Origin of the sequence: Gallibacterium salpingitidis (genome assembly GCF_001678495.1) — a bacterium.
Lineage (GTDB): Bacteria > Pseudomonadota > Gammaproteobacteria > Enterobacterales > Pasteurellaceae > Gallibacterium > Gallibacterium salpingitidis.
Window position 1 is genome coordinate 1 of sequence record NZ_JTJL01000062.1, and the last position, 15,321, is coordinate 15,321.

General features: G+C 37.5%; 14 protein-coding genes and 1 pseudogene. 4 read left to right on the plus strand and 11 right to left on the minus strand.

The annotated features are described in order from the left end of the window. Window positions 1-116: 116 nt before the first annotated feature. Window positions 117-1,598 carry a murein DD-endopeptidase MepM gene (gene mepM, locus QS62_RS10450; RefSeq protein WP_066109893.1) on the minus strand — a complete coding sequence of 494 codons (1,482 nt, stop codon included), beginning with the start codon at window positions 1,596-1,598 and terminating at the stop codon, window positions 117-119. Between the two features lie 196 nt (window positions 1,599-1,794). On the opposite strand from mepM, the gene znuC reads away from it, so the two are divergent. From znuC to QS62_RS10470, 4 genes are read left to right on the plus strand one after another with little or no spacing between them, the layout of a single operon-like run. Then, on the plus strand, window positions 1,795-2,583 hold the full coding sequence (znuC, locus tag QS62_RS10455; protein WP_066109896.1) for a zinc ABC transporter ATP-binding protein ZnuC: 789 nt from the start codon (window positions 1,795-1,797) through the stop codon (window positions 2,581-2,583). Between the two features lie 8 nt (window positions 2,584-2,591). Then, on the plus strand, window positions 2,592-3,377 hold the full coding sequence (gene znuB / locus QS62_RS10460) for a zinc ABC transporter permease subunit ZnuB (RefSeq protein WP_066109898.1): 786 nt from the start codon (window positions 2,592-2,594) through the stop codon (window positions 3,375-3,377). Between the two features lie 4 nt (window positions 3,378-3,381). After that, complete coding sequence (locus tag QS62_RS10465; RefSeq protein WP_066109901.1) at window positions 3,382-3,798, plus strand: group III truncated hemoglobin; 417 nt, start codon at window positions 3,382-3,384, stop codon at window positions 3,796-3,798. A 6-nt stretch (window positions 3,799-3,804) separates the two neighbouring features. Next, entirely contained in the window at window positions 3,805-4,353 is a 549-nt protein-coding gene (locus tag QS62_RS10470) for a DNA-3-methyladenine glycosylase I (RefSeq protein ID WP_066109922.1), read from the plus strand. Window positions 4,354-4,357: 4 nt separating this feature from the next. Here QS62_RS10470 and QS62_RS10475 read toward each other — a convergent pair whose 3' ends face one another. The 10 genes and pseudogenes from QS62_RS10475 to QS62_RS10515 form a co-directional block, all read right to left on the minus strand. After that, entirely contained in the window at window positions 4,358-4,885 is a 528-nt protein-coding gene (locus QS62_RS10475; RefSeq protein WP_066109904.1) for a GNAT family N-acetyltransferase, read from the minus strand. Further along, window positions 4,876-5,157, minus strand: a complete 282-nt coding sequence (locus QS62_RS10480; RefSeq protein ID WP_066109908.1) for a type II toxin-antitoxin system TacA family antitoxin — start codon at window positions 5,155-5,157, stop codon at window positions 4,876-4,878. The genes QS62_RS10475 and QS62_RS10480 overlap by 10 nt, the downstream gene beginning before the upstream one ends. Before the next feature lie 152 nt (window positions 5,158-5,309). Next, complete coding sequence (locus tag QS62_RS10485) at window positions 5,310-6,269, minus strand: lactate/malate family dehydrogenase (RefSeq protein ID WP_066109910.1); 960 nt, start codon at window positions 6,267-6,269, stop codon at window positions 5,310-5,312. Between the two features lie 225 nt (window positions 6,270-6,494). Further along, window positions 6,495-7,214: a VENN motif pre-toxin domain-containing protein gene (locus QS62_RS10490; protein WP_066109913.1), complete on the minus strand. Its 720-nt coding sequence runs from the start codon at window positions 7,212-7,214 to the stop codon at window positions 6,495-6,497. A gap of 413 nt (window positions 7,215-7,627) precedes the next feature. Next, complete coding sequence (locus QS62_RS12160; protein WP_066109919.1) at window positions 7,628-8,440, minus strand: hypothetical protein; 813 nt, start codon at window positions 8,438-8,440, stop codon at window positions 7,628-7,630. An 84-nt stretch (window positions 8,441-8,524) separates the two neighbouring features. Then, window positions 8,525-8,668, minus strand: a pseudogene (locus QS62_RS12200) (VENN motif pre-toxin domain-containing protein); the annotation flags it as partial. Window positions 8,669-8,732: 64 nt separating this feature from the next. Further along, window positions 8,733-8,936 (minus strand): DUF7683 domain-containing protein, encoded by a 204-nt coding sequence (locus QS62_RS10505; protein ID WP_080734883.1) that lies wholly within the window; start codon window positions 8,934-8,936, stop codon window positions 8,733-8,735. Continuing rightward, window positions 8,933-9,055, minus strand: coding sequence for a colicin E3/pyocin S6 family cytotoxin (locus QS62_RS12240; protein ID WP_013747009.1), 123 nt, complete (start codon window positions 9,053-9,055; stop codon window positions 8,933-8,935). Before QS62_RS12240 ends, QS62_RS10505 begins: the two co-directional genes overlap by 4 nt. Before the next feature lie 86 nt (window positions 9,056-9,141). Beyond that, window positions 9,142-9,750, minus strand: coding sequence for a hypothetical protein (locus QS62_RS10510; RefSeq protein WP_013747010.1), 609 nt, complete (start codon window positions 9,748-9,750; stop codon window positions 9,142-9,144). Continuing rightward, window positions 9,740-15,321: hemagglutinin repeat-containing protein (locus QS62_RS10515; protein ID WP_197496300.1), on the minus strand; the 5,582-nt coding region annotated here is incomplete at its 5' end. The genes QS62_RS10515 and QS62_RS10510, both read right to left, overlap by 11 nt.

Genomic DNA, 15,321 nt, shown 5'->3' on the forward strand with positions numbered 1-15,321 from the left:
CTATTTTATAGAAGTTTGTGACAAAATTTATGTTTGTCAGCAGTCTGAAAACCTCTTCAAAATTGAAGAGGTTTTTGAAGATTCCAAAATATAGTTTTTTCAAATAATTAACTAAATCAATCCTTCATCTGCAATTTATTTTGTACCACTTTAGCCTGCGCTAAGAAACGTTGTCGTTCTTTGCTTGCCATCGTGTTATTCATACCAGGTAATTTCACTTTCATTGGATTAACAGCAACCCCATTAACATGAAACTCATAATGTAAATGCGGCCCTGTTGAACGACCAGTATTGCCAGATAGCGCAATCCGCTGCCCTTTCTTCACTGATTGACCTTGTTTCACTAATGGTTTGCTTAAATGCATATAAACCGTTTGATATTCACGACCATGGCGTAACATTATATAACGCCCTGCGCCACCAGCCTGATAGGAAACTTTCATCACAACTCCATCAGCTGGTGCAATAACTGGTGTTCCTGTCGGCATAGAAAAATCAACACCTTTATGTGGAGCAATACGTCCAGTTACAGGATTTTTACGACGCGGATTAAATGGTGAAGAAATACGGTATTGACGTTGTGTTGGATAACGAGAAAAACCTTTGCCAAGTGTTTCACCATGGTTGTTATAATAACGTCCATTTTCCGCTTGAATTGCATAATAACTCTTACCACGACTAATAATGTGAATCCCAATCACGTTTCCTTGACCAGTCAGCTTATCATTAAGGTATTCGCGGTTAACCAAAATCGCATAACGATCGCCTTTTTGTAACTTCGTTAGGCTGATTTGCCATTGTAATGCGTTAATAAGTTGATAGATTTGCTTAGAATCCAAGCCATTCTCACGTAAATGTGTATAAAGATTACCGTCAATATCTCCTTTTAATACTTCCTCTTTCCAAATACTTTTCTTTTGGATCACCTGCATCACAAAATGACCGTCAGCTTGACGTTCATAAATACGTTCTTCTTTACGTGAAACTAACCAGTTTAAATATTGTAAATCACCATCTTTCGATAGGATCCAGTAGAATTGCTGCCCAGTTTGTAGATTTTTCAATGTTGGATCTAATTCATACAATTCATTGATAACATCAACATCTAAACCACTAGAACCCAATACATCATTCAATTTATCGCCATCTGCAACGGTATAAGCAAATTGATTAGTGATGCGTAATGCTTCACCTGCCGCATCAAGTAATTCATTTAATGCACTTTTCGCATCTTCCGGTAATTCATCATCACTAAATACAGGTTCATCAGTTAATTGATCATCAAAATTTTCACTATTATCGCTATCTGTTTGTGTATTTTCATCGGTAGTAGATTTACTATCGTGCGCGCTATTTTCTTCTGTTTGCTTATTTTCTGCTGTTTCTGCCGTTTTATCACTCTCTGCTTCAGCAGTACCAGCAGGTTTATTCACATCAACACTGGTTGATGGAATAGTTGTTTTAGTTTCTGGAGTTTTGGTTTGGTGATGTAAAAAATAAATTATTGATGAAAAGCAAAGTAATGCGATCACAAAAAGCACAATTCTTATCGTTATTTTTCTCTTTATGCGATCTCTTGCCAGTTTAATATGTTGCATTCAATATAACCTAAATGGGTAAAACTAAAATCATTTTTTCAGAACTCATGTAAGACATAATATTAGCCGAAAAATTCCCAAATTAACTGATTAATTTTTTTGAATGAATAAATCTTCGGCATTATCGAAAAAATTATTTGATCCCATACTCGATTTGCATAAAATACAGTCCGATTTTTTTAAAGGTGTTCTCATTATGCAACTATCACAACCACCTTTGGTTGAGCTTAAAAACATATCTGTCCAGTTCAATAATAAGACAGCATTACAAGATATCTCACTATCCATTCAACCTCGTTCCATTACCACTATTGTTGGGCCAAATGGCGGTGGCAAATCAACTTTATTAAAAGTTTTACTCAAATTAATTACACCGCAGCAAGGCAGTGTACATTATGCACCAAATACCAAAATTGGTTATGTACCGCAAAAAATTCATCTTGATGCAACTTTTCCTATCACTGTCAGTAAGTTTTTAGCATTAAAACCGAAAACGAGTAAACAAGATATCGAACAATCACTTAAATTGCTTTCTATTAGCCATCTTGCAGATCATAGTATGCAGAAATTGTCTGGCGGCGAAATGCAGCGAGTATTATTAGCGCGAGCAATTTTAAATAAACCTAATCTATTGGTGCTTGATGAACCCACGCAAGGTGTTGATGTGGTTGGACAAAATGAGCTATATGAGTTAATTAATCAAATGCGTGAACGTTTTGATTGTGCTGTTTTAATGGTTTCTCACGATTTACATTTAGTGATGGCAAAAACCGATCATGTGCTTTGTATTAATCAACATCTATGCTGTGAAGGTGCGCCAGATTCGATTAGTTCACATCCACATTTTATCGATTTCTTTAACAATCAACGTGAACAGAATGTTGCTATTTATACCCACCATCATAACCATAAACACAATTTACATGGTGATGTTTGCTGTTCTGAACAACATCGTTCACCTGATTGCCAACATCAACAACAATAAGGCTGATTATGTTTGAAATTATCTTCCCTGCTTGGCTAACCGGCATGATTTTATCGTTAATCACTGCACCACTCGGTGCATTTGTCGTTTGGCGTAAAATGGCTTATTTTGGCGATACGTTGTCACATTCTGCACTACTAGGCATTGCACTTGGTATCGCATTGGACTTAAACCCTTACTTAGCAATCCTTATTTTGATAATTGTGTTAGCGCTATTATTGGTATGGTTAGAAAATAATACCCATTTTGCTGTCGATACTTTGCTCGGCATTATTGCCCATACCAGCTTATCGCTTGGGGTTGTTATGATTGGCTTAATCGGCGGTGTGCGTGTTGATTTAATGAATTATCTCTTTGGTGACCTACTTGCCATCAACTACCAAGATCTATTATGGATTGGAATTGGCGTTGTCTTGGTACTTAGCGTTTTATGCTACTCTTGGCAGAATTTAATTTCTGCAACAGTTAGTCCTGAATTGGCACAAATTGAAGGTATTAATGTTAAAAAAGCACGCATTATTTTAATGCTCTTAACCGCAATTACGATTGCTTTAAGTATGAAATTTGTAGGCGCGTTGATTATTACCTCTTTATTAATTATTCCTGCGGCAACTGCACGCCGTTTTGCTAGAACACCAGAAACTATGGCATTTATTGCTATCTTAATTAGTATGATTGCGGTAAGTGGCGGACTAATTTTATCGGCATTCTATGACACTGCTGCCGGGCCATCAGTAGTCATTTGTTCTTCATTATTGTTTGTACTTTCTTTGCTAAAAAAACAAGAGGATTAATCATATGACCAAATTGCTCGAAAATCGTGAAGATATTGAATTATTAGTAAATTCTTTCTATCAAGTCGTTCGTGCCGATCCTCGTATTGGTTATATGTTTGATCACCTTAAAGGCAAACATTGGCAAGCCCATTTAGAAAAAATGTATCGCTTTTGGGAAAGTAATATTTTTGATACCGAAAGCTATCAAGGTAACCCAATGTTGGCACATATCAAACTGCATAATCGCCAACCAATGAGTGAAGAGATGTTTTCAGTTTGGTTAGCCCATTGGCAAAATACGGTCAATTCCCTATTTCATGGTGAAAAAGCCGAAAAAGCACTTTTTCGAGCTGCGACAATTAAAGATTTAATGCAACAACGTGTATTAACTGATGAATTACCAATGTTTATGCAACGTATTCGCCCAAGCAAAGGATAAATGGCTATGAGTTATTGTGATTATGTTAATCAATTAGCGGAGGGACAAGATCCTTTCAATAAGCATTACCACGATCACCACTACGGTTTTCCGATTAATGATGATAATGAATTATTTGCACGTTTGGTCTTAGAAATTAATCAAGCAGGTTTGAGTTGGACAACCATTCTAAAGAAAGAAACTGGTTTTCGCCAAGCTTATGATCAATTTGAAATTGCTAAAGTTGCTAATTATAACGATGAAGATCGGCAACGTTTATTAAGCAATCCAGCTATTATTCGCAACCGTTTTAAAATCAATGCTGCTATCTATAATGCACAACAGATTATGTTATTACAGCGACAATTCGGCTCTTTTAAGCAATGGTTAGATCATCATCACCCAAAACCATTACCTGAATGGGTAAAACTTTTTAAGCGTCATTTTAAATTTGTCGGTGGCGAGATCGTCAATGAATTTTTGATGAGTTGTGGCTATTTACCAAATGCTCATGATAAAACTTGCCCGATCTATCAAAAAATTATGCAAACTGATGTGCCTTGGAAAAAGGCTTAAAACATTATTGGTTACTATTTAATAAGGATCTAATTACACGTAATGGCACAAACAATTTACGGTTCGTGTCATCTAAAGGGCGAAAAAACGCAAATTGTTGATAAAACGCCAAAGCATTTTCATCTAATACATCTAAGATTAACGCATAAGTGGGCAATCCTCTGTCTGCCATACGAACAATTTGTGCTAATGCAGCTAACAATGTTTTTGTACCTAAACCCTGCTTTTGATAAGAAATATCAACAGCTAAACGTGCTAATAACGTTACTGGTGTTGGATAACGTGGTAACTCCTGATCAATCAGTTTTTCTGGGCAAATAGATTGCACCGCTAGCGTATAATAAGCAGCTACTGCTGCTTTATTGTGATCCGTTGTTTGTTCAGCTAACACCCAAGTTCGACTTAAACCTAACTGCGCATTTTTACTTGCATAGCGTGCTAAAAAAGTATTCATATCGGCATGACCACAATTAAAGCCTTTTAAGTGATGCTTATCCTTATCAACAGACTCAAAAAAATGATTTAACGCCATTTAAAACCATCCTCGTCCATCTGTTGCATTACTGCCGTTAACTTAGCAGATGGCTCCCAATCACCTTCTTGCTCACACACTTGTATAAAGGCATCATATTGCTGATTTGTAATGATAATTTGTTGTTGTTCTGCTAATACTTGTGGTGCATCTTTACGAATTAGGCTATATAAATAAGCGCTAAGACTCTGCCCACAAGCTGCCGCAGCTCGTTCAGCCAATAACTTGGTTTCCAAATCAATTTTCATATCAATTCTGCTCATTGTTGGCATAATACTCTCCTTTTTTTAATCCGCTCAAAGTATAAGTAATTTAATTTGTACGGTCAACTTCCGTACTTTTTATGGTATTGGTTAAAAAATATTAATAAAAAAGCCAATAACTGAGTTTTCCCAATTATTGGCGATATATTACAACCTAAGATCTACAAATTAACTTTTAACCCCGTCTTTTCTGCTACATCTTCTGCGATTTTGCGTAAATTAGCGGCACTTTGGTGCAAGTCAATCAATTCCTCATCGGTAAAACGATACTTAGGAATTTTTCCGATGCCATCACGATTAATAATCATCGGTACACTAATCACAATATTGCGAATACCATATTCCCCATTTAGTACAGCACCAACTGGTAAAACAGAATATTCATTAATATTAATTGCACGAATAATCCTAAAGACGCTCGCTGCAATCCCATGATTGGTATTTAATTTCAGTCCAAAAACTTTCAAACCTTCTTGTTTAACTTCATCTAAAATCTCTGCTGGATTAATCACTGGATAGCCATTATTCGCACAAAAGTCTTCCACTTTTTGTCCAGCGATATTCATTAAACTCCAAGGTAATACACTATTTGCACCATGTTCACCTAGGATAAAACCAAAAATATTTTTTGGATCAATTTGTACTTTATCTGCCACCAATTTCATTAATCGAGCGCTATCAACAACGCAACCTGCGCTAATAACTCGCTCTCTTGGATAAGAAGTATTACAAGTGATGAAATGCGTCACAATATCGCAAGGATTCGTGACAATAATCAGAATGGCATTTGGTGAATATTTTTCTAGCTGCTTTGCAATATCAACACCAATTTTGGCATTAATTTGTGCCAACTCTAGTCGATCTTGTCCAACTTTAATCTGTGCTCCAGCAGTAATCACAATAATATCGCTCTCTGCTGTATCAGCATATTCACCGCTAATAATTTTAGTATTTTTTGAAAAAGTTAGTGCAGTCATGTGGCTAAAATCCATTTGTTCGCCTTTACAGCGATCTTTATTTAGATCGACTAAAACAACCTCACTGCACTCTCCCATATTAAGAATAAAACTAGCTATCTCAACGCCGACAGCTCCAGCGCCAATAATTGAAATCTTACGCATTTTTGTACTACTCTGTTGTGTTTTCTGAATTGAATTATTAGAAATAATGATATCTCTCCAATATCATCACTATATGTTACTCAATTTTTTAGATAAGGGAATGGGGTTGTTGTTTTTTCTATTGTTTAGCTGCGGTAAAATCCTTATAAGTTTTGAAGCATCCTTTTGTTTTATATCGTGTAATCATAAAGGCTTAATGGGTAAAAAATCCCACACTTTTGTCCATTAAGCCAATTTTTTCTGAGTGAGTCTGTTTACTACAACGTATAAAATAGCAATCTCTTTTTCAGAGAGGAAATTATTCTCCACCGCCCGTTTACCAATTTCCGCTGAGTTAATCGCCCCAGCAGTGCTGTCGCTAATTAAACCGCCCGCTAAGCCACTCGCTAATTGGCTTAATGCCGATACCGTTTGTTTTTGCGCTTCAGTAAGCTGTTCTGGTGATTTTTGGTAAAGCTGTTCTGTGATTAGTTTTGCCGCTAACTCACCACTCACTGCACCCGCAGCGCCTGCTGCGGCATTGTTGCCTGTGGCATAGGCTTCAATAGCACCCAATAAAGCGTGTGCCATTAGGTTCGCTTCAAGATTGACATTGCCATCTTTATCTGTGGTCGCTTCTTTAATTTCTTGGTTGATGTACGGCGATAAACCGCCTACCGCTGCTTGACTTGCATCACCTGTCGCTATCCCTTGTAAGACTCCTGTGACTGCGCGTACTGCTAATTGTACCTTGCCACCCAATCCATAAGTGTCTAAGACCTTATTCGCTTCATCTAATTGTTGTTTCGCTGCCTGGTTAGACGTATCCACCCTTAATATCGCTTCCGCTTCAGCTTTTTGGCGCTCTGCCTCGTCTAATTTTGGTTTTAAGACTAAGGTAATGCCATTATTGGCAATATCGCCTATCACCTGTGCCATCTCTTGACGAGCTTTCACTTCCTCCATATCCGCTTTCTGTACGCGTTCATTCGCGGTTGCCGTATCGCGGGATAGGGTAGTCGGTATCTCACCTTGTTGGGTAGTAAGCTGGATATTGCTACCGATGGCACTGTGGGTGGTGCTACTGTCTTGTTGATGAATATTCCCTAATGCACTTAATCCCGCTGCAAAGCCATTGGCAATATTTTGGGTTGATAAAAATAATTATTTCAACCCAAATATTCTTCCAATTTTTGCAGTTAAAATCATTAAAAAAGTTGCTAACAGTGAGTTTAAAAATATTTTGTAAAAAATTATTCTTTCAAAAATGAAGTCACCTGTATAAAAAAAGTCTATCATTCTAAGTAAACAATAGGCTATAAGAAGAGAAATATACAAAAATACAAACAGAAAGAATGTATAAAATATTTTCTTAAGCATTATTTTGACTCCTCTTCTTTATTTTTATTTGATGGCGGAACAATATTTATGTTTTCTATTGTGTTATCCATAATAGTGCTTCCAATAACAACCTTATATCCTGTAAAACCTTTTCTCAAAGCCATATCTGATACGATAGCAGAAATTGAGGTTGCAAAATTCTTTTTAGCTATATCTCCTAATACTTCCTTATCATTTTTAGTATTATCATTTGCAGATACAATACCTTGATAAATGGTATTAATTGATAATTGTTTTGATAGACTCTTTCCGGCAGTAATTCCACTTAGAACATAATTCATCATTGCCCCTTCAGGAGTAAATTTGTCATTATAAATATCAAATCCTGTTGAAACTGTTCCGGCAACTAGGGTTTCACTTGCTATCGGATGTTTTCCTATCCATTGCAATGCAGGAGAGACTTTTCCAATGGCATTCTCTGCTTGCAGAGCAGTAATAAAGGCTCTATCACTTATAGCTCTCGCTAACGTTTCGGCTGTGGTGACGCCTTTAACTATCGTATTACCACTATTACCCAGTAATGCCATTCCCTCTAAAGTCGATTTCCCAAAACGATAATCTAAACTGTTATAAAGGTTAGCTTCACTGGCATATTTTTCATCTAACGCTGGATTAGCATAAGCTATCGTTGGCCCGGTGACGTCCATCTTCCATATATTGGTTGCAACATTAGGATTCCATTTAGCCGCTTCATTAACCCAATACTTCAATTGTTGATACTCTTCAGGTGTTAATGATGTTGGGTCTTTCTGATATTTTGTCAGTAAAACATCAGAGACTTTATCTTTCATCTTTATGCTAGTAATATGTTCGACATCTTCTGGCGTTAATACTTTCTTCTCAGCAAGTTTGTCTAAAATAGCAATCTCTTTTTCAGAGAGGAAATTATTCTCAACCGCCCGTTTTCCAATCTCCGCTGAGTTAATCGCCCCAGCGGTGCTGTCGCTAATTAAACCGCCCGCTAAGCCACTCGCTAACTGGCTTAATGCCGATACCGTTTGTTTTTGGGCTTCGGTCAGTTGGCTTAAATTTGCTTTAATTTATTGTTGATAACAAGCTGCAAAAAATGATACATCTTTGTTATTATAGAAAGACACTAATTTTTTTCCCACCTAAATTAATAACTTGGTTTTTATTTAGTTCATACCCACAAACTGCATAATCATCATCATCATCAGGTTGGATATAAGAAATAGCTTCCTCATCAGGTAATGTTATTTCGTATGAACCTATTAACTCTTCTGTTGTATTGTCAAAAACTTCTATATATCTAACCACTTCAATCATGGTTCTATTCTCCTTGTTGGATCTGCACTTTTTATTTGTTCTCCTGTTTTATAATCAAACTCACCTAAATGTTTTCCTCTTTTATTATATTTTTCTAATATTCCATATTTTGAGTCCATTCATAAATATTTTTATATATCCCATTAACTCATTCAAACTCCAAAATAAATATTTTCTCTTAACAAAAAAGATATTAAAAATTTTATTATTTAAATAATTCTAAAATATCTTTAGATTTTCTCATAATAACAAGTTCACATGAGGCCTCCAATCCTAATCCTAAAAAAAACAGAACATTTCCTCCAATATCTAACATATAATTAATCCAGTCATCGTGTTTCTCTATCTTTGGTTGTACTCCTTGTTCTTTTCCTAAAAAAAAATAAATAACATTTGTAATTTCCAATATTCCTTTTACAATAAAATCATCCTTAATATTAATTATTCCTTCTAGGATAAAATCCAACATTCCATTTCTTTCAAGTACTATTTCTTTTTTATCCTCTATTTTATCAATATCAATACATTGAGATTTTAACATTCCCCACCCCCCTTTATATTTAATAAATTTAGTATTTGGTTGCTGATATAAGCAAATCATAACTTTTATTTTTGTTACTTGATTATCTATTTTTTGACAAACATAATATAGTAGCTTATACCTATCTTCTGATAATATTTTAACTTTTATATTTTCAATACTAATAGCAGAAATATTCTCAGTAGGATGAAAATACATAGGATAGAATTTAGCTATTTCATTTTGATATGAAATATTGTCAGCTTTTCTTATTATAAATTTGTCAGTAATCATAATGCCCTCCTTTTTGATCATTAAAATGAGGTCCTCTATTTTGAGGATCATTTTCTCCGAAAAAATGACCTTTCGCATCATCTCTAATAATTACCTTTTTTACTCCTCCACCTTCTTTAGGAAGATCAAATTCATATATCCATCCTGGTTGTGTATTACCTCTTCTGTCCACATTAGGGTATGTTCTGCTTGGTTGTTGACTTACCGGAATTCCAGAACGTCTTTTAGCTTCATTAAAAGCTCCAGCTCGTTTAGCGCCTTCAGGGGTCAAATTTGGAGGAACAGCTAATAAAACATTATCCTTCCAATCCCCAACATGAATTTCACTACCTGGTAAAACATGAGAACCTTTATCTACACCTGATAATTGATCTCCTCCAGTATGTGTCGGTAATTCATAATCTGCTGGATATTGTATGCCTCCTGTATGGGTGATTAAGATTCGTGGATCGATAATCTGCTTACCGCCATATGTCGTTGTCACTAAGCTTGGATCTACTGGGGTAAATCCTCCATCTGCATTAGGGATCCACACTTTATCGCCAAGGAATAGATGCGAATTTGGGCTATTTAAGATTTGTTCATTAATATAACGTCTTTGTTCATCACTTAATTTCGCAATTTTCGCTGGATCAACTCCGGCATTTATTGCTTCTTCAATCTCTGATTGAGATAAGATAAGTGCAGAACTGAGACCTAAAGTAGTTAAAACATCAATACATTTTTGTGTACAAACCATATTTCTTACAACAGGAAAGGCTTTTTTGCCTATCGCCGTTGCAAGATTATTATTCTCAACCGCACGTTTACCAATCTCCGCCGAGTTAATCGCCCCTGCGGTGCTGTCGCTAATCAAGCTGCCCGCTAATCCACTCGCTAATTGGCTTAATGCCGAGACTGTTTGTTTTTGCGCTTCGGTAAGCTGTTCTGGTGATTTTTGGTAAAGCTGTTCTGTGATGAGTTTTGCCGCTAACTCCCCACTGACCGCACCCGCTGCCCCTGCTGCCGCATTGTTGCCTGTGGCATAGGCTTCAATGGCGCCCAATAAAGCGTGTGCCATTAGGTTCGCTTCAAGATTGACATTGCCATCTTTATCCGTGGTCGCTTCTTTGATTTGATGATTGATATACGGCGATAAACCACCTACCGCTGCTTGACTTGCATCACCTGTCGCTATCCCTTGTAAGACACCTGTGACCGCGCGTACTGCAAGTTGAATTTTTCCACCTTGTCCATATTCTTTTATGACGTCATTGGCGAGCCTTTTTTGTTCCAATGCGGCTGCATTGGTTTTATCTTCTTTAAGAATGGCTTCCGCTTCATCTTTTTGGCGTTTCGCCTCGTCTAATTTTGGTTTTAAGACTAAGGTAATGCCATTATTGGCAATATCGCCTATCACCTGTGCCATCTCTTGACGAGCTTTCACTTCCTCCATATCCGCTTTCTGTACGCGTTCATTCGCGGTTGCGGTATCGCGAGATAGGGTAGTCGGTATCTCACCTTGTTGGGTAGTAAGTTGGATATTGCTACCGATGGCACTGTGTGTGGTGCTACTGTCTTGTTGATGAATATTCCCTAATGCACTTAATCCCGCTGCAAAGCCATTGGCAATATTTTGGGTTGGGTCGGTAGAGAGCCCACCGCCTGCTGAAGAGACTTTCACTTCACTGTGGTTCGCTATCGATTCTGCGGTTAAACTACCTGTTGTAAATTGATTGTTTTCCGCGCTTGCTTGACTTTCAACCACTGCGCCTTTTAAGTGGGTATTGCCGGCCACATTGACATTTAAGCCTGTCTTACCTGCTTGAATACCGCTTTGCGTTTCAACTTGAGCATAATTGAGTTTCGCTTTGTTCAGGCTCATATTCGCACTGACATTGGAACCACTACCATAAATCGCAACTGATGCAGATACACCCGCTTGAACTTGTTGGCTGTTATAGTGGTTGCTATCTTGGCGGCTTTCTATCACTAAATTTTTGCCTACCTCAACATTCACCTTTTCGCCTGTAACCACGGCGCCTTTTAAGGTCATATCTTCACCACTGCGTAAGTTCACAGTTTGACCAGTCACTGTCGTATTACGTTGTGTTATCGTATCGCTGTTTTCATAGCCTTTACCTATCTGAGCAGAACCTTCTATGCCAAATCCATAACTACCACCGCTTGAACCGACAAAAACACCTGCACTCCAACCGCTATTTTTATTATTACTACGTTGGCTTGTGCTATCTTGAGCAGAGGAGAGATGAATATCTTTTGCCGACGTTAGCGATGCACTGTTTGCCGCTTGAATGGTTGAACCCACTACGTCAATATCACCTGCGGTAGTAGTGAGGTTGATATTTCCGGCATTGAGAGTACTGCCTTGATGTAACACTTGTGTGGTTGTACTGCTAGATGAAGATTTGTTTGAACCAATACTGACGGAAACTTTAAAGTCCGCTTTTTGTCCAGATTGTACTGCATCAACAGTTTTCTTTGCTTCTTGAGCGGCAATGGCGCCTTCTTGTGCGGCTTTGATTTCATATAAAGCTTTTAAGCGACTGTCTTTCACTTGTTGACTACGTGCCAGACTTTCTCGCGCTTTCATTGCCATGTCAGTTGTTGGCGTTGATAAAGATACCGTTAAGCCAGATTGTTTAAATTCGTGCTGCTCTGTACTTTCGATAATATCTTTACCCGCTTCCACTTTAAGCGATTTTGCGGTGATATCAATTGTCTTGTCAGGTTGAGCAATTAAGTCAGTGCCTAAAATAGTCGCCCGTTGACCAGCAACTAAAGTCACATCACCGCCTAAGCTACCAATGGTCGCGCGCGCATCGGATTGGGTTGTTTCATGATCAGTGTAATCATGTTTTTCTGAACGACTACCAATAGTAAAACCTAATCCGCCGCTACTCATTAAACCGGATTTTTTCTCTGCATAAAAATCATGTTCTTTTCTAGTATTTTTAGCCGCTGAAATATCAAGTTCTTGAGCTTGTAATGTCACATTTTTGTCTGCAACAATTATACTGCCCTCAACAGCAACTTTGCCTTGATTTGCCAGCAGGTGAACATTATTGCCTGCTAATTGAGAACCTTCCGTTAAATCATATTGGTGATCATGTTTAATAGTCGTAATACTACTGCTAAGTAAACTTTTATCCTTATACTTCGTAGCAAAAGAGAGATTTTCTTTATCTCGACCAGATTGGATCTGAATATTTCCTTGTTCACTATTAACAAGAATGTCTCCATCTGAATTTACTTGAGTCGCACGTAAAGTGACACCATTTTTACCGCTTAATATTGCATTTTCTTTAATATCAAAAGTAGAACCAATTTCTCGTTGTTGATCTAATTTCCAATAATTTTCAGCGTTAGCCACATAATGCGAACGTTCCGATTCTGTAACGGTACCAATATCCAATGTTCCATTGGCTTGTAATAACGCTGAACCTGCACTAAGTTGTGTAGCATTAAGTTGAATATCACCCTGACTTTGCAAAATTAAAGCTTGTCTCACTTTTAACAAGGCTTGTTGATCTAATTGACGACGAGCATAGTATGAATTTGCTGCTGCTTCGCTCATTCGTCCTTCAATTTGAATAGTGCCTGCTGCAAGATTAAGACTATCCGCACTTAAGCGACCACCTTGTTGATAGAAACGATTAGTCACATTGAAATTCAGTTGGTTAGCGCTGATGCCACCATAATTTTCTAAGTTTTGTGCAGAAATCTGCGTTAAATTTCGACCAGCAATACTTCCACTATTTTTCACTTCACCAGCAACATCTATCTCAATGTCTTTAGCGGAAATAATAGCACCTGTTGGCTGAACATCGACATCACGTTTGACGAGATAGACCTGCGGAACTAACACTTGAAGTTGAGAACCATTTTTTAACGTGACAGTTTGTGGTGCAAGCCATACCATATCTTCGGTTAATTCCTGCATTTGGGCAGCACTTAATGCAACACCTGGAATAAGTTGATAACGTTGCGCATAACGAATGCCGGCATCCATTAACGCTTTATATTGTTCATAATCAGAAGTGTAATTAGCTAAGAAGCGTTGTCCCGTCAGCTGATTAATCTGCTCATTGACTAAACGTTGTTCATAATAACCATCACCAAGACGTTTTAGCATGGTTTGTGGATCTGCACGTAGTGCATCAAACATATAATCTGAGCTTAACCATTGGCGTTTATTAGTAAAGCGAGGATCAGTTTCAACTAATACATGGCTGTTAGTGGCAAGATTTAAACGATATAAACTTGCTTGAGGCAATAATTGATTCGGTAATACTGCACGTACGTGTGGTACTGTACTCAATGGCGTACTTTGAGTGAAATCCACTTGTAAATTACTTAATGCAGCTTGTTGTGCGATAGTTTGCTGACGAATCGCCGTTCCTGTTGGTTGAATAGCTTGCCCAATCGTATTATCAACCAATTTGAATTTAAAGTATTCAATAGGGAGATCTCGACTAAAAGGTTTATCATCATCGCCATATTTAGCCCAAACTTTTTTGCCAATACCATGGCGTTTTCGTTTAGTGACCATCGTATACCAAACGCCTTCATCATGACGATGAATTTCACCAATTAAATCTTTATTTTCTAAACGGACACCATTGCCTTTTAAATTAAGGTTTTTCTCATTCTGATTAAAAATACGCCCACCCATGCGAATTCTATTTCCTACATGGATTTGTGAAACATCATTCACTAAATTTTCGCCATTCAAGCGTAAATCGCCAGCAATCAGAATTTTGGCTGGATCACGATGTTCTAATGTAGTCGTCACTGTATGACGATTAAAATGCCATTGTACCCAAGTAGGCCCAGCAACACGTGGACGACCATCATAGAAATTAAAATAAGAATTACGATCACTACGACTATTGTTATTACGATCAAACCATCCTTCCAGACTTGAATAACGCTGGGATTTATGATTAAGAGCATATTCACTAATACGCTGATCTTGGTGATGTTCTCCTGTGATTAAATGCAAATCGTGGTTCCATAAGCGTTGCGTATTGATATTACCATTTCCCAACGCTTCAATCGTTGCACTACCATTATCCACAAAAGTCGCTTGTCCAGTGGCATGATAACGATCATCCAATGCACCACCGATAGAGAGATTGCCTTGACTTAAAATCAGAGCATGATCGTAATTAGTTAAGGTACCTACACCGAGATCTAGCCGTTCGCGTGCTGCAATCGTCGCGGATTGATCGGCTTCTAGGAGATTATTGAGTGTATGTGATTGAATCGCTAATTGATCACCATAAATTCTACCACTGCCAAGATTATCTAATTGATCAGCAAAAATAATATTTTTGACGCCATCAATTAAACCACGATTAAGTAAATACTCGGTTTTTAACAGTGTTTTTTGGGAACTTAATTCACTTTGGACTGGATTTTCAATGGATTTTGCTTCAATCGTTAACCCTTTCCCGGTAACGAGTTGTGTTTGATTGGCAAAATGGTTATCGACTTTTAGAGTCAGTTTGCCATCGACAGTAATTGGTGTATCTAAGCGGAAGTCATTATGAATTGAGAGTTTTGCAT